Source organism: Chitinimonas sp. BJB300, from assembly GCF_002735695.1.
Classification (GTDB): domain Bacteria; phylum Pseudomonadota; class Gammaproteobacteria; order Burkholderiales; family Chitinimonadaceae; genus Chitinimonas.
The window spans coordinates 25,661-44,530 of record NZ_PDZH01000025.1 but is presented as its reverse complement, the minus strand read 5'-3'; the positions used below and the strand labels follow the sequence as shown (position 1 = coordinate 44,530).

12 protein-coding genes and 1 pseudogene are annotated in these 18,870 nt (G+C 56.5%); 7 read left to right on the top strand and 6 right to left on the bottom strand.

The annotated features are described in order from the left end of the window. Together CSQ89_RS06345 and CSQ89_RS06340 are read right to left on the bottom strand one after the other, a co-directional pair. Window positions 1-127 (bottom strand): annotated as a pseudogene (locus tag CSQ89_RS06345) (IS701 family transposase); the annotation flags it as partial. Between the two features lie 437 nt (window positions 128-564). Continuing rightward, window positions 565-1,560 carry a DctP family TRAP transporter solute-binding subunit gene (locus CSQ89_RS06340; RefSeq protein WP_099405338.1) on the bottom strand — a complete coding sequence of 332 codons (996 nt, stop codon included), beginning with the start codon at window positions 1,558-1,560 and terminating at the stop codon, window positions 565-567. A gap of 161 nt (window positions 1,561-1,721) precedes the next feature. Here CSQ89_RS06340 and CSQ89_RS06335 point away from each other — a divergent pair, with 161 nt between their 5' ends. Further along, window positions 1,722-4,049 carry a PAS domain-containing sensor histidine kinase gene (locus CSQ89_RS06335; RefSeq protein ID WP_099405337.1) on the top strand — a complete coding sequence of 776 codons (2,328 nt, stop codon included), beginning with the start codon at window positions 1,722-1,724 and terminating at the stop codon, window positions 4,047-4,049. 17 nt (window positions 4,050-4,066) lie between these two features. Then, window positions 4,067-4,672, top strand: coding sequence for a response regulator transcription factor (locus CSQ89_RS06330; protein WP_099405336.1), 606 nt, complete (start codon window positions 4,067-4,069; stop codon window positions 4,670-4,672). A 137-nt stretch (window positions 4,673-4,809) separates the two neighbouring features. Here the strand turns inward: CSQ89_RS06330 and secA are convergent, their stop codons facing one another. Together secA and CSQ89_RS06320 are read right to left on the bottom strand one after the other, a co-directional pair. Next, window positions 4,810-7,521, bottom strand: a complete 2,712-nt coding sequence (gene secA, locus CSQ89_RS06325) for a preprotein translocase subunit SecA (protein WP_099405335.1) — start codon at window positions 7,519-7,521, stop codon at window positions 4,810-4,812. Window positions 7,522-7,665: 144 nt separating this feature from the next. Then, a complete protein-coding gene (locus CSQ89_RS06320) occupies window positions 7,666-8,589 on the bottom strand; it encodes a M23 family metallopeptidase (RefSeq protein WP_158228916.1) in 924 nt (307 codons plus the stop codon). A 62-nt stretch (window positions 8,590-8,651) separates the two neighbouring features. Here CSQ89_RS06320 and CSQ89_RS06315 point away from each other — a divergent pair, with 62 nt between their 5' ends. After that, a complete protein-coding gene (locus CSQ89_RS06315) occupies window positions 8,652-9,095 on the top strand; it encodes a DciA family protein (RefSeq protein WP_099405333.1) in 444 nt (147 codons plus the stop codon). 32 nt (window positions 9,096-9,127) lie between these two features. Here CSQ89_RS06315 and waaA read toward each other — a convergent pair whose 3' ends face one another. Beyond that, window positions 9,128-10,387 carry a lipid IV(A) 3-deoxy-D-manno-octulosonic acid transferase gene (gene waaA / locus CSQ89_RS06310; protein WP_099405340.1) on the bottom strand — a complete coding sequence of 420 codons (1,260 nt, stop codon included), beginning with the start codon at window positions 10,385-10,387 and terminating at the stop codon, window positions 9,128-9,130. Window positions 10,388-10,394: 7 nt separating this feature from the next. Next, window positions 10,395-11,360: a lipopolysaccharide heptosyltransferase I gene (gene waaC / locus CSQ89_RS06305; RefSeq protein WP_099405332.1), complete on the bottom strand. Its 966-nt coding sequence runs from the start codon at window positions 11,358-11,360 to the stop codon at window positions 10,395-10,397. Between the two features lie 80 nt (window positions 11,361-11,440). On the opposite strand from waaC, the gene CSQ89_RS06300 reads away from it, so the two are divergent. The 4 genes from CSQ89_RS06300 to CSQ89_RS06285 all read left to right on the top strand — a co-directional run bounded on the left by CSQ89_RS06300 (window position 11,441) and on the right by CSQ89_RS06285 (window position 18,644). Beyond that, window positions 11,441-12,208 (top strand): glycosyltransferase family 2 protein, encoded by a 768-nt coding sequence (locus CSQ89_RS06300; RefSeq protein WP_186293305.1) that lies wholly within the window; start codon window positions 11,441-11,443, stop codon window positions 12,206-12,208. 124 nt (window positions 12,209-12,332) lie between these two features. Then, the gene (locus tag CSQ89_RS06295; RefSeq protein ID WP_139022860.1) at window positions 12,333-14,156 is read left to right on the top strand and encodes a cyclic nucleotide-binding and patatin-like phospholipase domain-containing protein; all 1,824 of its coding nucleotides are present in this window, start codon (window positions 12,333-12,335) and stop codon (window positions 14,154-14,156) included. Then, window positions 14,129-17,974: a non-ribosomal peptide synthetase gene (locus CSQ89_RS06290; protein ID WP_099405329.1), complete on the top strand. Its 3,846-nt coding sequence runs from the start codon at window positions 14,129-14,131 to the stop codon at window positions 17,972-17,974. Before CSQ89_RS06295 ends, CSQ89_RS06290 begins: the two co-directional genes overlap by 28 nt. Beyond that, a complete protein-coding gene (locus tag CSQ89_RS06285; protein ID WP_158228915.1) occupies window positions 17,958-18,644 on the top strand; it encodes a TVP38/TMEM64 family protein in 687 nt (228 codons plus the stop codon). Before CSQ89_RS06290 ends, CSQ89_RS06285 begins: the two co-directional genes overlap by 17 nt. Window positions 18,645-18,870 lie beyond the last annotated feature (226 nt).

Here is an 18,870-nt window from a genome sequence, read left to right as displayed (position 1 = left end):
ACAAAAAACGCGTCACCTGGTCGTGGCTCACTGCACCACCTACCATCGCCGACAAGCCCGTTGCTGTCGCCGCGCCAAACGTGCTCAGCAAATAGTCGGTGTACAAATCGAGTTCTTTGTTCTTCATTGCGACAGGTTAGCGTATGCACTGCGTAACATCAGTGATTAATTAGGCGGTTATCAACCTAGCTGGTGCTCTCTTAGAACCTGTTTAAAGTCTGCTGTGCGTCGACAATATGGCGTTGAAAACACCCTCGGAATGCTCATTTACCACTTGTAAACTCCGCTTCCTTGGCTGTCTTCGCCTTATCTTGCCCTAGCTCGCGAGACTTTAGACAGGTTCTTAGTCGCGGATAATCAATCATTGCTTATGCCACTTATACAATGAAACTAGTATAGCTATTCAATAGCAGTATTTTTTTCTATGACTTCTCAGAGCGTGTTTTAAAAGTCTCAAACCGTTCCCAGCACTTGTCGCTTAAATCGGTCGGGTACTGCCGCTTTCTTCTGCCGCTACTTTTTTAGCCATGTCAAAATCCAATACATGAGAACGGTTTGAGACTTTTAAAACACACTCTCAGCAGCAATACGGTAGGCGGCTTCAATCAGATCGGGCCCTATCACTTTCATGAATTGGCGGTGCACAGGCAGCATCTGTTTGCGTAACCGTTCGCGCTCACTTTGCGGAAGGGTATAGATCTCGGTTTTGCCTGAAGCACGAATACGCGCCAATGACTGGTGATTATGTTCGACGGCTATCTGTCGTTCATATTGGGTCGCGAGGCGAAGGGCTTGCTCCAGTGCTAGGCGAATATTGCCCGGCAGGTCAGACCAGACACGTTGATTGACCAACACCACATACCCTACAAAACCGTGGCGCGATAAGGTGAGATGTTTTTGCACCTTAATCAGTTGTTGATTGTCAAACTGCGCAGAGTGGTTCTCAGTGCCATCCACCACCCCACGTTCCAGGGCACCATAAATCTCAGCTTGACTGGTAGCCTGCGGGATGGCATTTAGGGCGCGCATTTGTGCATCCAGGACCCGTGAGGGTTGAATGCGCATTCGCAAGCCACGAAAGTCTTCCAATGTACGCAAAGGCCGATTGGCTGAGAAATGCTTGAAACCACTGTCCCAGTAGGCTAATCCAAGCAGACCCTTCTCTTCCAGCCTTTGCAGCAGGCCCTGGCCGATGGGCCCGTCCATTACTTGATGCAGCACGGTTTCGTCAGGGAAAAGATAAGGCAGGTCGAAAAGCTCGAATTCACGAATACCCAGCGGCGCCAGTTTCGCCAGCGCGGGGGCGAGCATCTGGACGGCATTCATCTGCAGCGCCTCCAGTTCCTGCCGGTCTTGGTGTAGTTGGCCGTTGGGGTAGACCAAGACCTTGACCCTGCTCTGGGTCATCGCTTCCGCTAGTTCTTTGAACTTGATGGCCGCCCGGCCTTTGGGCGAATCAGACGCTACTGTATGGCTAAACTTGATGATGATTGGATCAGTCGCTTGCGCCCGGGGTGGCAGCGCCAAAATGGCGATAAACAGTAGGCTGATCCAGCGCATTTTCTCTTCCTTAGATAACCCAAACGGCCTTTGTGCTACGGTGCAATGCGATATTTTGTGAAGATAATCTCGGTGAACGGGTGGCCGCTTATATTGGGGAATTGCCCTATGCGGGAAAGCCCCAGGCGGCATAATCGGCTGGCTAGAATAGGGTTCTGCTGATGAAACGTCACTCCAATCTTCCTCGTCCAGCCCGCTGGCTTTGGGCCATGCCCAACTTGGCGCTTATCTCCTTTTTGGCTGTCGGTGTGGCATTGCTGTGGTTTGTACGTAGTAATGAGCGAGATGCTCAACGCGATGCATTGATTGAAGATGTGTTGTGGCAGGAGCAAGTGTTGCGTACAGAGCTACTCAGTAGGCAAAGTCAGTTGGAAGGTTTGGCGCATGATCAGGTGCGCGGTGACCTCAGCGAAGGTAGTTTCTATGGTCGCGCCGCTGCGATTATGACCAATAGTCCGGAGGTGGTTGCCATCGCCTTTGCCGATGAGTTCGGCGATGCGGTATGGAGCTACCCGGCGCAGGCGCTTGCCCCTATCCACCAAGTGCCGGCTGCGCTCGAACCCATGCAGAGAGCAGCCCGCATCGGTTTGCCGGCCAGCTCGCCGGCATTTAATTACCCCGGCGCGGGCCAGGTGGTGGCGATGGCTTTTCCGGCGGTGCAGGGAAATCGTACCACGGGTGCTTTTATTGCCCTGATTTCGCTGCGGGGGCTTTTGAATACTTATGTCCCCTGGTGGATAGCGCAGCGCTACCAACTGGCTTTCCTCGATATTGAAGGAAATACGTTGGCTGCCCGCCCCGATCAAACAATCGATGCTGCAGGGTTAAATAGCTACGACATTGCTTTCGATCCGCCAGGTTATGGCCTGCGATTGCGCGCGGTTGTGTATCAAATTGGATGGCCGTTTTGGCAGCAAGCGCTGTATGGAGTCTTGGCTGGTTTATCGGCATTGATGTTGTGGTCGTTATGGGTGCTGAAGCGGCATATGCAGGAGCGGCTTAGTGCCGAGCGGGCCTTGCAGCGTGAGATGAATATGCGCAGGGCGATGGAGGACTCGCTTGTTTCGGGCATTCTGGCAACTGATGAGGAAGGGCGCACGCTGCATGTGAATCGCGCTTTTTGCCGGATGGTGGGCTTTGAGGCGGAGTGGCTATTGGGCTGTCGTCCGCCCTTTCCTTTTTGGCCGAATGAGACGCGCGTCCATTGCGAAACGGTGTTCCAGGCGATCTTGCGGGGTGAATGCCCAGTCAATGGCGTCACCATGCGCTTTATGCGCCGCAATGGTGAACGTTTTGATGTGCGTCTCTATGCCAGCTCATTGATAGATGGGGAGGGGCAACACACCGGTTGGGTGTCATCAATGACGGACGTCACGGAGTTGAATCGTGAGCGTGAGGCACTGAAAGCGTCGCATGTGCGCTTTGTGACGGTGTTGAATGGACTGGATGCCGCTGTGGCCGTAACCGACCGTAAAAGCCACGAGTTGCTGCTTTCCAATCGTGCCTTTAACGAGGCGTTCAATCTGGCGGAGGCTGATGGCCCATTCTGCGCGTTACCGCTGCGTGAAACCGATCCAGAAAACGAATGGTGCGATCCGATCCTGGGACGCTGGTATCACAACCATCGTCGTGAGACCATCTGGGTTGATCAGTCACCGGTCTGGCTCGATATCGCTACCGATGTAACCGAGCATAAGCAGGCGGATGAGCGGGAACGCTTGCAGGCAGAAAAGCTGCAACAGACCGCTCGCCTGATTGCCATGGGTGAGATCGCATCCAGTCTGGCCCATGAACTGAACCAACCTTTGGCGGCAATTTCCAGCTACAGCACCGCATGTCGAAATCTGGTCAGTGGTGGTCAACTTACGCCTGCTGAATTGGATAATGCGCTGGAGAAGATTGTTGAACAATCGCGTCGTGCCGGCGCCATCATCCGTGGTATCCGCGAGTTCGTACAAAAGCGCGAACCCAAGCGTTCTCCGTGTCGCGTAGGAGATTTGGTTGATACGGTATTGTCATTGCTGGCGGCGCCGTTAAACCGGCACGGTGTTCGTTTGGTCGAGAAACGTCAGGCTGACGATACACAGTTGTTTGCTGATCGCGTGATGCTTGAACAGGTATTGTTCAATCTATGCAAGAACGCAATCGAAGCGATGGCTGATGGCGCACAGCCTCGCCGCATCCTAACCTTAGAGACACAGAGCCGTGACGGATGGTTGGATATTTCTGTAGCAGACCTTGGCCCCGGTATTGCGCCGGAAGATGTGGAAAAGTTGTTCATGCCTTTCTACACCACGAAAGCGGAAGGGATGGGCATGGGATTAAATATTTGTCGTACCATCGTTGAACATCATCAGGGCCGGCTTTGGGTGGAGGCGCGCTCTCAAGGCGGTAGTCGTTTTGTGGTCAGTTTACCGATCAATCCGGCCCGTGTGCTCGCGTTCAAGCCGGCTTCATTAGCCGAGCAACCACCTGAGCCCGCTAAATAAACTTAAGGAAATCGAATATGTTGTCTGACCCTCGCATCGCTCTAGTAGATGATGATGCTGCAGTCCGTGACGCCTTGAAATGGTTGTTTGCATCGCGGGGCCATCAACTCGCTTCCTTTGAATCGGCGGCTGCCTTGCTGGCAGACCGGGATGCCAGCCGTTTTGGCTGCTTAGTACTGGATTTGCGGATGCCTGGCATGGGCGGTTTGGAGTTGTTTCAAACGCTGAGTACCCGTGGCTATTGCCCGCCCACTGTCTTTCTTACGGGCCATGGCGACGTACCACAGGCCGTGGCGGCACTTAAGCAGGGGGCGGTGGATTTTATCGAGAAACCCTTTGATGACAACGCCTTGGTTAGTTTGGTGGAAAATTGTCTGGCACTGGATGGTGATCGTCGGAAATCGTATGAACGTCAACGCCAAATAGAGCGCCGTCTTGCTGAGCTGACCCCGCGTGAGCGTGAAGTGATGGCTTTATTCCTGGAAGGCAAGTTGAACAAGCAGATTGCCGATACCCTGGATATCAGCATGAAGACCGTAGAAGTACACCGTGCGCGTGTACTGGAGAAGATGGGTGTTAAATCGGCAGTTGAGCTTGCCAATTTGCTTAAGGAGATGGGCTAGGTATCGCCAATGTGACTTGATGGGTAATTTTAAAAAGCCGTCTTACCAGTCTTTGTCAAGCATCTGTTCTTGCCAACGCCAGAAAGTAAAAAGCCGCTCTGTGAGCGGCTTTTTACTTTGGTATAAGTCCACCGTGTTTAAGTGAGCTTACCGTGGCAGTGCTTGTACTTCTGGCCCGATCCGCAGGGGCAGAGGTCATTGCGGCCAATCTTGTCGAACTGACGCAATTGTGGTTGGGTTGCAACCGGTTCAGGGCTCACCTTTGCCAGGGCTTCGTCATAGTCTGCATGATGGTATTGCACTGCGGCAGGCTCTTCGTGTTGCTCCAGCGCGGCGACATCTTCTTCCGAGCGGATCTGCACAGTCATCACCAGTTGGACGACATCGCGGCGGATACGCATCAGCAAGCCTTCGAATAACTCAAAGGCCTCACGCTTGTATTCTTGCTTGGGGTTTTTCTGGCCGTAGCTACGCAGGTGGATGCCCTGGCGCAGATGATCCAGCGCCGACAAGTGTTCACGCCATTGCTGGTCCAGAATTTGCAGCATGAGGGCGCGTTCGAAGTGACGCATGACATCGACGCCTACGCGTTCTGTCTTGGCGGCGTATTCTGCCTCTCCCGCATCAATGACGCGCTGGCGAACCTTATCAATCTCCAGTGTGGTGTCTTCCTTCAGCCATTGCGCTACCGGTACCGATAATTGGAATTCAGACAAGGCTTTTTCAAGCCCTGCCGTGTCCCATTGCTCTTCCATGCTGCCGGGTGGGAGGTATTGATCGACCAAGTCACCCATGACACCCAGGCGTAGATTACTGATGGTTTCGGCCACGTCAGTAGAATCAAGCAGTTCATTGCGCTGAGCGTAGATTGCCTTGCGCTGCTCGTTTGAAACATCATCATATTCCAACAGCTGTTTGCGGATATCGAAGTTACGGCCTTCCACCTTACGCTGTGCATTTTCGATAGCGCGGGAGAGCAGGCCCGATTCGATCGCTTCACCTTCCGGCAGGTTCAAGCGCTGCATCAATGCGCCGATGCGTTCGGCTGCAAAAATACGTAACAGCGTGTCTTCCATGCTCAGATAGAAGCGGCTTGAGCCGGCATCGCCCTGGCGGCCGGAACGGCCACGCAACTGGTTGTCGATACGGCGGCTTTCATGTCGCTCGGTGCCGATAATGTGCAACCCACCAGCAGCCAACACCTTGTCGTGCAAAATCTGCCATTCGGCCCGTAGCTTGTCGATTTTCAAGCGCTTTTCCGTTTCGGACAGCGCCTCATCGTTTTCAATCGTTTTCACCTGGGGCTCGATATTGCCGCCAAGGACGATATCGGTACCACGGCCCGCCATGTTGGTTGCGATGGTGATCATGCTGGGGCGGCCAGCCTGGATGACGATGTCAGCTTCACGGGCATGCTGCTTGGCGTTTAGCACGTTATGCTCGTAACCCGCCGCCTTGAGTTGATCCGACAGCAACTCGGAATTCTCGATGGAGGTTGTACCCACCAGCACGGGTTGACCCCGATCCTGGCAACCCTTGATATCGAGCACGATGGCGTTGAATTTCTCGGCTGCTGTGCGGAAGACCTGATCGTTCATGTCCTTGCGGACCATGGGGCGATTGGTTGGGATAATGACGGTTTCCAGGCCGTAGATCTGCTGGAATTCGTACGCCTCGGTATCGGCTGTACCCGTCATGCCGGACAACTTGCCATACATACGGAAGTAGTTCTGAAAGGTGATCGACGCAAGGGTCTGGTTTTCCTTGTTAATCGTGACGCCTTCCTTGGCTTCAACGGCTTGGTGCAAGCCTTCCGACCAGCGCCGGCCCGGCATCATCCGACCAGTGAATTCATCGACGATGACGATCTCGTCATCCTGCACCACATAGTGCTGGTCTTTATGGAACAGGGCATAGGCACGCAACGAGGCGTACAGATGGTGCATCAGGCCGATATTGCTGGTGGAATAGAGGCTGTCGCCAGGGGCGAACAAGCCCGCGTCAGCCAGTAATTGCTCGGCATGTTCATGGCCCGCTTCGGATAGCACGACTTGGTGGGCTTTCTCGTCCACCCAATAATCGCCTTCGCCTTCCTCGGTTTTTTGCGGCACCAGCTTGGGGGCGATGAGATTCATGCGGGCGTAGACATCAAGATTGTCGTCTGCTTGGCCCGAGATGATCAGCGGAGTGCGGGCCTCGTCGATTAGGATCGAATCAACTTCATCGACGACGGCGAAGTTGAGGCCACGCTGCACCCGTTCGTTGGTCGCGAAGACCATGTTGTCACGCAGGTAATCGAAACCGAATTCGTTGTTGGTCCCGTAGGTGATATCGGCCGCGTAAGCTTCCTGCTTGGCATCGTGCTGCATTTGGCTCAGGTTGACGCCGACAGTCAGGCCCAGGAAGTTATACAGCTTGGCCATGGTGGCCGCATCACGTTGGGCAAGGTAGTCGTTGACCGTTACGACGTGAACACCCTTGCCGCTCAGCGCATTCAGATACGCAGGCAGCGTGGCAACCAGGGTTTTACCTTCCCCGGTGCGCATTTCTGCAATCTTGCCGTCGTTCAGCACCATGCCGCCAATCAGCTGCACATCGAAGTGGCGCATGTTCATGACGCGTTTGGAGGCTTCGCGGCACACCGCGAAGGCTTCCGGCAAGATGGTTTCCAGGGTTTCACCCTTCGTTACGCGCTGCTTAAACTCCCCGGTCTTGGCTTGCAAGTCGGTGTCCGACAAGGCTTGCATGCTGCTTTCCAGGTCGTTGACTTGCCGAACTGCGGCGCCGTATTGCTTGAGCAACCGGTCATTGCGGCTGCCGAACACTTTTTTGAGGAGAGAAGGGATCATCGTGTATCCAGGTGGGCATGCGCCCTGGTGCTTGTCGAAGTAGTGCGCCAATGCGCAAAAACAAGGCGGATCGAAACCACCGATCCGCCGTGATATCCAATCATTGCCGAATCAGCCACGCATATGGTGCTGGATGCGGCAATTTCAATCACCTGCCGGCGTAAGTGCCGCCGTTGCTGCGTCGGGCCGCTTTGCCACATTCAAGAAGAACAAGGGGTTTTGTGGAATACCCTTGTAACGGATCTCGAAATGTAGATGTGGCCCGGTAGAGCGACCGGTATTACCCAATAGGGCAATCCGATCCCCGGTTTTTACCATATCGCCCTCCTTCACCAGCAAGCGGGAAGTGTGGGCGTAGCGACTAGTTATACCATTGCCATGCTCTACTTCGACGATATTACCATATTCGTTATGGTACTCCGCCCGTAGCACCTTACCGCCAGCGGCTGCAAAAATGGGTGTGCCAATGTCGCCAACAAAGTCTATGCCCTCATGGAAAGTCTGGCGGCCATTGAAGGGGTCGATACGCCAGCCAAACACCGAGGAACGGAGTCCCGATAAGGTAGGTAGATTGGCTGGTGCCTGGAAGGTATTGAGTTTGCGTTGGGTCAGGATGACATCGACCAGACCAAAATGGTCGAGACTGGTTTCAATTTGTTTGTCGGCTTCTGAGATACTTGCCATCAATTCCGGCAGGCTCATGAGTTTTTCGGGCAGCGACGATGTTGCCCCACCTTGCGGCGCATCCGTACTGCTCTGAAAGGGCTTCGGGTCGATACCGGTTTGGTCTGCTACCCGGTGGGTCAGGCCGTCCAGGCGCAGTAGCTGTGCTTGCATCTGTCCAAGCTTGACGGCCAGCAGGTCGATCTGATGTTGTTGGGAAATAGAAGTGCCGGGTAAGACGGGCAGGTTGACGCCAAATGAACGCGTGAGAGAGTAAGTGGCCCAGCTTGCCAGCGTTAGAGACCCCAGAATCGCAAGCGCAACAAAAGCGCCAAATAACCAAAGGTGACGAGGCCCCAGCGTAATTGCCCGCGATAGGCGATTGGAAACTAAAATGATATTCATGCTTTGTGCGAGTCCTTTCATGCACTGGCAGAATCTAACTGGCCAGCAATTGCCCACCCCATATGCGTGACAACACCTTTCGACCCCTACTAAGCTCACCCGAATTGGCGCGCCTGCAACGCTTGGCTGCAGCGCAACGTCAGTTGGAAAGCCTATGGCAAGCTGCGGTGCCAGCAGAGTTGGCCGGCTTGAGCAGTGTAGTTAGCTTAGAGGGGGATTGCCTACAGGTGGCAACGCGCAGTCCTGCGTTGTTGGCCAAATTCAAGCAAATGGAAGCACGTTTGGTCGTGCAGCTTAATGATGCAGGCATGAAAATTAACGCAATCCGCTGGCGGGTACAAGTCGAACTGTTACCGCATCAGCAGAAAAAAGCAAAACCAAATCTGGCGCTTAGCGAGGCGGCGTTGTGCGCACTGGATGAGGCAGCCCGGACTTTCCCTCCTTCGCCATTACGTGACGCTTTGGCAGCCATGGTGGCAAAACGACGTAATTCATCGCTTAAATAGGCTGTTTTTGCAGCAACGCTTTATTCCACGAATTACGGTAGTAATGCCATGGCACGTTGCACGGCCCCTTGATGCTTGCCGACAAAGGCGAGTCCTGCTGCACGCATCTGTTGGCGCGTATCGGTGTCTGAGAGGAGGTGGGCAACCTCTTGCACAACAACCGTTGCGGTATGGCATTGAATGATAGCGCCTAGCGCCACAGCCTCGCGCACTGCATCGGCAAAGTTGAAGCTAGAGGGCCCGATGAGCACCGGAATACCCTGAGCGCAGGGTTCAATCACGCTATGGCAACCAAAGGGCAGCAGGCTGCCGCCCACGAAAGCCACATCAGCTGCGGCGTAGTAGGCTGCAAGCTCACCCAGGCTATCCCCCAGTAGTACGGTGATTTCCGTGGGCAAGGGGGTGTCGCCAGACCAAGCGCTGCGTTTCTGTGTTGTCCAGCCGCGCTGCGCCAACAGCGTGGCGACTTCATCGAAGCGCTGGGGATGGCGTGGCACCAATAGCAACAAGCTGTTGTCTGGTAGTTTTACCTGGGCCAGCGCATCTAGCAGCAATGCTTCTTCGCCTTCTCGGGTACTTGCCGCGATCCAGACTGGGCGCTGGCCGAATTGTTGTCGCCATTGTTGGCCCAGGGCGAGCAGGCTTGGGTCTACCGTCATATCAAACTTGATATTGCCACTGACGATGGGGTTGAGCGCTGCTAGCTGGCGTATTCGTCGTGCATCGTCTTCCCCTTGGGCTGCGATGCCGGCCAGTTTCAGCATGGCTGGGCCAACGAGACACCGTGTCTTCAAGTAACCACGCAATGACTTCTCGGATAGGCGCGCGTTGAGTAGGTAAAGCGCTACGTTGGCGGAGGCTGCGCCGTGAATCAGATTTGGCCAGATTTCCATTTCCATCAATATGCCAAAGCGAGGGCGGAAATGCCGCAGGAAGCGGTGCACCGCATCGGGAAGATCGTAGGGTAGATAGGCAAAGCTGACGTTGGGATGGTCCCCAAACAACTGACGGGCTGTATCACGGCCGGTGGGAGTCATCTGGGTCAGCACAATGTGGTGGTCGGGATGACGTTGTTGCAATGCTTGCACCAGCACGGCCGCCGCGCGCGTTTCCCCTACCGATACGGCGTGCAGCCATATCACAGGCGCAGTGGGGCGCGAGGGATAGTACCCCAGACGCTCACGCCAATCATGGCGATAGGCAGGCTGCTTGGCGCCACGCCGCCATAAGTAGAAAAACGCCCAAGGCAGTACCAGATACCAGGCCAAGCTATATAAAACGCGCCACAGCATCGCCATATCAGCGCTTCGCTGCCAAGGCCGCCATCACTACTTCGCGCACTGCGGCTTCACTGGGCGGTTGTTGTATGCCCCCAAGGTTTTGCGAGAAGGTGCGTGCGATTGCGCCGGTATTGTGCGGGTCGGAATCGCAGAAAATTCCTACCGTAGGGATATCCACCGCCGCGGCAAGGTGCATCAAACCGGTATCGACGCCAATGGCAATCTGGGCATCGGCCAAGAGACGTGCACCTTCCACCAAAGAAAAGCGTGGCGTCACCAGGCTGCCGGGTAAGGCGGCAGCCAGCCGCATTGCGCGTGCATGTTCCACTTCATTACCCCACGGGAAGACCGGTTGCAGACCGTGTGCGAGCAGCAGCCATTGGCATAGGGTTATCCAGTTGGTTTCATCCCATAGCTTGGCATCGCTTGAGGTGGCGGTAAGGCAAACCACATAGGGTTGCTTAGGTTGCCAATCCAGCGTGATGGCTGGGGGCTGTATGCCGTAGTTCAGCTGGCCGCTGGGTGTGTAACCCAGCGCCCGGCCGGTAATGAGGCGATTGCGCTCGATGACATGAACAGCTGGGATATCGAATCTTCGATCGTAAAACAGGCAGGCCAACGGCTCGCGCACGGAACGGCGGGAATATCCAACCAAAGCCGCGCCGCTGAGTTTGCCAACCAGCGCGCTCTTAAGCAGTCCTTGCGTGTCGATGGCAAGGTCGTACCGCCCTTTTTCTATTGTCGTACGAAAGGCGCGCATTTCGGCGCGATTGCCCGCATTCAAGAGCTTTTTGCGCCAGCGTCTTAGTGCAAAGGGCACAATCTGGTCTACACCCGGATGCAAGCCGGCCAAGCCGACAAAAGCTTCTTCCACCACCCAGTGAATCTTGGCGTTGGGAAAGTGTCCACGTAGTTCGGTCACTGCGGGGAAGTTGTGGATGACATCGCCCATGGACGACAAACGTATCAGCAGTATCTTTGGCATGGCGCGATTATAAGGGGAGGGGCTTCCTCGGCTAAAATTCGCGCGCAGAAATCGACCCTTTCAATCTTCTCTTGAGCAACATGCAAAAACTCAGCCTTGTCTTGATCACCAAGAATGCCGCCTCCCAGCTTGAGCCGTGCCTGGCCTCTGTCCGCGGGTTGGTGGATGAGATCGTTATGGTTGACTCGGGCAGCGTCGATGCAACGGTGTCGCTGGCTGAGCGCCATGGCGCGCGTATCAGCCATCAAGATTTCCTCGGTTTCGGCCCGCAGAAACGGTTGGCGGTGAGTCTGGCCAGCCATGACTGGGTTTTGTGCCTGGATGCGGATGAACGCCTCACGCCGGAGTTGGCTGCCGCCATTCGTACCGAGCTGGCCAGCCCTGCCTTTGTGGCTTATCGCATTGCGCGACGTAACAGTTTCTTTGGCCGTTATCTGCGTCATGGTGAAGGTTACCCGGACTGGAATATTCGCTTGTTCGACCGTCGCCGCGCTAATTGGACTGAAGACTTGGTGCATGAGTTTGTCCGTACCGACAGTGAGATTGGGACGGTTACGGGGGACTTGCTGCATGACTCCGCCGAGGAAGTTGGCAGCTATATCGCCAAACAGAACAAATACACTGATATCCAGGTCGACCAACTCTTCAAGGCGGGAAAGCGTGCCGGCGTGGGGAAGTTGGTGAGCTCGCCGTTGGCGCGGTTTATACGATTTTATTTATTTCGCAGTGGCTGGCGCGACGGGGCCGCAGGCTTTGCACATATCGCCATTGGCAGTTTTTTTGCATTTGTGAAATATGCCAAATTGCAGGAACGCTGGCGCCAGCATGAGGATCAGCAGCGTCGCTAGTCGGGTGTGACTGGTAAGTTTTCCACCGTGTCTTACAGTTAGATGCGGCTCGTGCAAATGCGAGCATGTGGCTGTTTTTCATAGCCATTCCAAATCGACTGGGAAACTTGCCGGGAGTGCTGTTTTGATCGACGTCGATCCTGATGCGGCATTAGATCAGGTACTGGCTATCTTGCGAGCCAGTCGCCTGTTTGGTGCGCTCGATACTGCATGGCTGCACGCACTGGCACAGCGCCTGGAACTGCGTCATGTCAATGCGGGGGAGTTGGTATTCAAGGAATCCGCCGCGTCGGACAGCATGATCATTGTGCTCAGTGGACGGTTGCGGGTGTCCCGCTATGCACGGGAGGGCAATCGGCTGCTTTACAACGAGCTGTGCCCAGGGGAATGCGTGGGCGAAACCGGGATGATTCTGCAGCAACCGCGTACTGCCGACGTGATTGCCCTACGTGATTCCATGGTGGCCGAGTTGCCCCGGGCGGGATATGAAGCCCTGATCATGGGAAACCCGCTGTTGTTCAATCAGCTGTTTTCCCAAGCCATATACCATTACCTGCGCCATACGCCACAACTGTCGGAACGACGCCGGGCGCAGTCGTATGTGGTGGTGCCTTTGGAAGAAGGAGACGAGGCGCAGGTACTGTGCGCAGGTATGGCGGCAGCGCTGGGCAAACTGGGACGAGTGCGCCATCTGCAGCCCGAGGCATTGACCGATGGCGAATCGTCTGCCGATCAAATTGCACGACGCATCGGGTCGGTAGATGCGCTCGAAACCCAGTCGGACTATCTGATCTACGAGGCGCAAGCAAACCTGGGCGATTGGACGCGCCATGCCGTCCGCCATGCCGACCAAGTGGTATTCGTTACCAGCCACGCGGCCAGTCCCGCGTTGAATGACCTGGAACACAGACTACGCAGCGAGCCGGGTTTTTCCTTTAAACGCCAGCATATTGTGTTGCTGCACCCAAAAGGCACGATACGGCCATCCGAACCCATTCCCTGGCGAGAAGGGCGGGAGCTGGAGCGTATCTACCTTGTCCGGCGCGAATGCGAAGAGGATTTCGCAAGGCTGGGACGGTTTCTGACCGGTCGGGCGGTGGGCATTGTGTTGGGCGGCGGCGGGGCGCGTGGATTTGCACATCTGGGTGTGTTGCGGGCGCTGGAAGAGGCCGGCATTCCCATCGACCTGGTGGGCGGCAACAGCATGGGGGCCCTTATCGGCGCTCAGTACGCATGTGGGTCGACATTGGATGAGATTCTGGCCGGGACCCAAGCCCTGGCGGCTGGCGGTGTGCGGTTTACCCTGCCGATGGTTTCAATGCTGTCGAACACGCGGATGGAGCGTGATCTGCAAACCATGTTTGGCGATGCGCGTATCGATACGCTTTGGCGTCCTTACTTTGCGGCGGCGTGTAATCTGAGCCGCGCATGCACCGCCGTGCAGGACCAAGGGCCGCTTTGGCGGGCGGTCATGGCCAGCAACTCACCAGCAGGGCTGTTACCACCGGTGCTAAGCGATGGCGACCTGTTGGTGGACGGCGCGATCCTCGACAACGTACCCGTTGAAGCCATGCGTATGCGGCTGGGTACCCCGCTGGAGAAACGTCGGGGTAACGGTACGATCATCGCAGTGGATGTGGATGTGCGAGAGCATCTCAGTGTTGACCCCAGCGTGCGCCGGCTCTCGGCCTGGGGCAAGATTAAGAGCCATCTGTCCAACCGCGAGGCGGCGACACCGGGTATTGGTGACATTCTTTACCGCGCAAGCCATATGGGCGGGTTGACCCAGCGCATGCGCACCATTTCGCTAGCCGATTTCTACTTGGAACCACCTGTGGCTGAATTTCCGCTGATGGGCTATCGCCACGCCAGTGAAATCGTCGAAGTGGCTTATCGCTATACCATCGCCGAGATCGCCAAGTGGGACCGACAGTCGATTCTGGAATAGCCGATCAGGCATTGCCTTTGTCGCTTGCCCAGCGGGAGGTATGGCTGGACCAGCGAGCATGGCCCACCAGCGCCCACCTCACCATTGGCGGCGGGGTGTTTGTCCGTGGGCATTTAGACCTTCCCAAATTCCAGCAGGCATTCCTGCGTCTGGTGGCCGAGAACGAAGCGCTTCGATTAGCGCCGCTGGCGGATGGCGTCCAGCAGTTGTTGGCGGAATACCAACCCCGTCTGGTACATATCACGCTACCGGCAGTAGTGGACTTTGTGGCAGAGGCAGAGCGCATCTGGCAGGCGCAGACCCGCGAGGCATTCCCACTTGATGGCACGCCGCCATGGCGTATTGTGTTGCTCAGCAATGGCGAAACCGAACACTGCCTGATGCTGCAGTTTCATCATCTGGTCATGGATGGCTGGGGAACCGCCCAGCTGATGCGCAATTGGGCAACCTGTTATGCGGCGCAGGTGCAGGGTGACCCGGAACCCTGCACTGATCCTACCGCCTACCGCCGTTTCATTGAGGAAACGCAAACCTATCGTGGGTCGGCCAACTTCCAGCAGGATGCTGTTTTCTGGCAAGGCCTCCTGCCTAAGTTGCCGCCACCGCTGCTCGAACGCCATTACGCGGCCAGTACGTCAGATGCGTTGCCTGCTGCCCAGCTGGCGGTGCTGCATCTTCCCCGTACTGAATATGGCCGTATCCTGGCGTTCGCCAACGAGCATGGACAAAGCGAGTTTTCCGTTTTCCTCTGTGCTTTGGCGCTCTACTTTGCGCGCGTGCAGCAGTTGGATGAGGTTGTGATCGGCATACCTTGTCTGAACCGTACAGGGCGGCGTAATCGGGAAGCGCTGGGCATGTATGTCGGTGTAATGCCCTTGCGTGTACCGGTAGATCGCCTCGCCTCGGCAGAGCAATTGTTGCTTACCGTCAACCGCGTGTTGCGGCAGGCATTGCGCCATGCCCATTACCCACTGAGTGAGACGGGCCGACGCTTGCATGCGATCCAGCAAAATCGCGATAGCTTGTTTGATGTGCTGCTGTCATTTGAACGGCAGGACTACACCGTCCAGTTTGGTGAGGCGCAGACGGTTGGCTCACGCCAGTTCTTTACCGGCATTGCGCGGTATCCGTTGGGGGTAACGGTATGCGAGTTCGCCCAGGACCAGGATATTGAATTGGTGCTTGAAGGCAGCGCACTGTGCTTCAACGCCGGCGAAGTGGACTTGTTGGGCCGCCGGCTTTACCACCTGATCGCGCAGATGATTGATGCGCCGACAGCGCCTGTGCATACTCTCAGCCACCTGCCGGCGGAAGAGCGCTGGGCGTTGCTCGATGGTTTGCACCACGAGCAGGCCCACCATGCAACGATACGACCCTTCATTGCGTTGTTTGAGCACCACGCGGCATTGCTGCCCGATGCTTGCGCCGTGGTTTGGGAGGGGCATCGACTCGACTATGCCGGGTTGAATCAACGCGCCCAGGCCCGAGCCGCGCAGTTACGCCAGTTGGGTGCGGGTGCGGATGTCGTTATTGCTGTGTGCATGCGGCGATCTGTCGAAGCGGTGATTGCCATCCTGGCCATTGCCAAGTCAGGGGCAGCGTTCTTACCACTGGACGTGGATGCCCCCGATGCCCGCCTCGCAGCTGTGCTGGAGGAGAGCCAGGCATTGGCGGTATTGGTGGATGCGGAAGCGCTACCGCGGCTGAAGACGTTGCATGCACAGGTGGTGGACACCACTGTTCCACCAACTGCGGTGACGGTGAAAATCGATTGGCCCGTGGTTGCGCCCGGTGACTTGGCCTATGTGTTGTTTACCTCCGGTTCAACCGGCCGCCCCAAAGGGGTGATGGTTGAACATGCAGCGTTATCGCGTCGTTTGGCTTGGTTGGCGCGCAACTATGCCATTACTAGTAACGATTGTGCCGCGCAGGCTACCCAGCTGACCTTCGACCCTGCGCTGATCGAGCTGATTTTGCCCTTGGTGCATGGCGCCAGCGTGGCATTGCCCCCGCCCGGCCGGCTTACGCCAGAAGCGATTGCGGGGTTTGCCATACGCCATGGTGTGACCATCATGGCGTTTGTGCCCTCCACGTTGCAGCGTTTTCTGAATGCGGCGGTGAGCCGGCAGGGCCTGCGTCTGCGTGTGGCCTGCTGCGGGGGGGAGGTGTTGAGCCCGGCCTTGGCTGAGCGCTTTCTCACCCAAACCCAGGGGCGTTTGTTCAATGTCTATGGCCCCACCGAAGCCTGTATTTTTGCGACCGCGTGGGAGTGCGAACGGCGTAGTAGCGAAGCCGCGCTGCCAGTAGGGCGGCCGGTTGACGATACGCGGATCTATGTACTCGATTCGCAGCAGCAACTACTCCCCTTTGCCTGTGCGGGTGAAATTTATATTGGCGGCAAGACATTGGCACGGGGTTATCTACACCGGCCGGATCTGGATCGGGCCGTCTTCCTGCCCGATCCGTTCCTTCCCGGCGAGCGCATCTATCGCACAGGGGATCGTGGCTGGCTCAGCAGCGATGGCGACCTGCACTTCCTTGGCCGTACTGACCGCCAGATCAAGCTTCGCGGCTATCGCATCGAGCTGGGAGAGATTGAGCACGCTTTGCTGACCATGCCGGGGGTGGTGCAGGCTATCTGTCTGTTGCACGGTGCGGATGACAAACCTTATCTGCATGCCTGGGTGGCAGCGCCCGGCTTGCGGGTAGATATCTTGCAACGCCATCTACGCAGCCGCTTGCCGGACTATATGCTGCCCGCGCGTATCAGTGTGCTGCCGGAATTGCCGATGACCAGTTCCGGCAAGGTGGACCAGCAAGCCCTGCGTGTACTGCCTTCCGAGCAGATACGGCCGTGTGGGCGAGGGCCTGCCAGCCGGCTTGAGCGTGATTTGCTACCGCTGTGGCAGGCGGCGTTGCACCGCCAGGATATTTCGGTGGAAGACAGTTTTTTCGAACTGGGGGGCGATTCGCTCGCGGCAATCGATATATTGAGTGGCATCGATAAGCTGACCGGCAAGCATGCCTCGCTGCTCTTGCTGACAGAGCACCCGAGCGTGGCTGATATGGCGCTGGCGTTGCTCGATGAATTCAGCCCCGCCAGTATTCTGCTGCCCCTGTCGGGCCAACCTGGAGAGGGGGGGATTTACCTTGCCGCATCGGGCCATGGCGATTTACTGCGTTTTCGGTATCTGGCGCATGCGCTGGGCTCTGGCTGTAACCTCTCCATGCTGCAACCGCCGCCGGCCAATACATTCAAGAGTGTAAAGGATCTGGCGGAAATCTATGCCGCGCGGATTGCCGCGAGTGGTAGAACCAGTATTACGCTGGCGGGTTTTTCGGTGGGTGGCATTACTGCCCTGGAAACGGCACGTGTATTGCAGCAGCGCGGCTTGGTTGTGCGCGCCATCGTACTGATAGACACAGTCTATCCGCGTTCCCTGCTGCGTAAGCCCCGCTTCTGGCGCTTGTTGGGATGGTTGACACGCAATCTTTACGTGCAGGAATTGAGCATGAATGGACGTCGCCTTGGCGCAATGTTCGGCGATGCTGGCTTGGTTTCCCAAATCATGGCATTGGGGGAGTATCACCCAACTGCATTCCTCGGCCGTATTCTGTTGGTGAAATCGTCGGGCTTGGCAAACTGGGAGCACGCGCTGTTCCGCCCCTGGTATAGCCTCTTGCAAGGACAATTCAGCAGCTGCGAGGTGCCTGGCCTGCATGGCTCGATGTTCGACCCGGCCAACGTACAGGCGCTGGCGAATGTCTTGCTCGCGGTTCAAAAAGAAGAAGGAGCGGAACATGGCGGAAGCGCCTGATGCGCTGCCTGGGCTGCGCCGCCGCCGCCGTGTTTTTCTGTTATTGCTTGCCGTCTTGCTGCTGCTGGGTATTGGTTTGCAATGGACGCCGGCTCGGCACTGGCTCAGCCTGACGACGTTGTCTGTGCAGGTGCAGCATTGGGGCGATCAGCTTGGGCCGGTGGTGACCGTGCTGTGTTTTGCCTTGGCCTGTGCGCTGGCGGTGCCGCTCAGCGTCTTGGCGGTGGTGACTGCCCTGGCTTTTGGACCCGTGTTTGGTGCTGTCTATGCGTGGCTTGGGGCCACCTTGGGGGCTTGGGTCAGCTTTATGTGCGGGCGATGGTTGGGGCAGGCTGCGGTTGCCCAACTGGCGGGCCCGAAGTTGAACCACATCAGCCAACAGCTTGCCCGGCGCGGGGTCATCAGTGTCATTGCCATCCGCATGGTGCCCGTTGCGCCTTACGCGGTAATCAATCTGGTTGCTGGCGCCAGCGCCATTCGTCTACGTGATTTTCTGCTTGGCAACGCGGTCGGGATATTGCCGCTGTTGCTGATCAGCGCCCTGTTTTCCGAACAAATCCTACGCGCAGCCAACCAGCCTGTCTGGCTGACGGTGCTGTTGGCAGTACTGTTTGTCGCATTGGTCGTTGCCGGTACGGCAATACTCCGCCGCTGGTGGCGTGATGGGTAACGCGCTTCTTTAATAGAAGCGCAGCCTGAGTCTTTGCTTGGATTGGTCAATGCCAAAAAGCGAAAGGCCCCAGGTGCGTTCGCGGTAAGACTGATTGTTGGCGGCAATATTCACCAAGTGGCGGCTTAACGCTGCCCAGGCTGGATTCAGACCTGTTTACCCTGACGATATATAAGGCCTGTCCCCTTCCAAATCCCTTACTTCTTGCAACTATTTAGCATTGCTT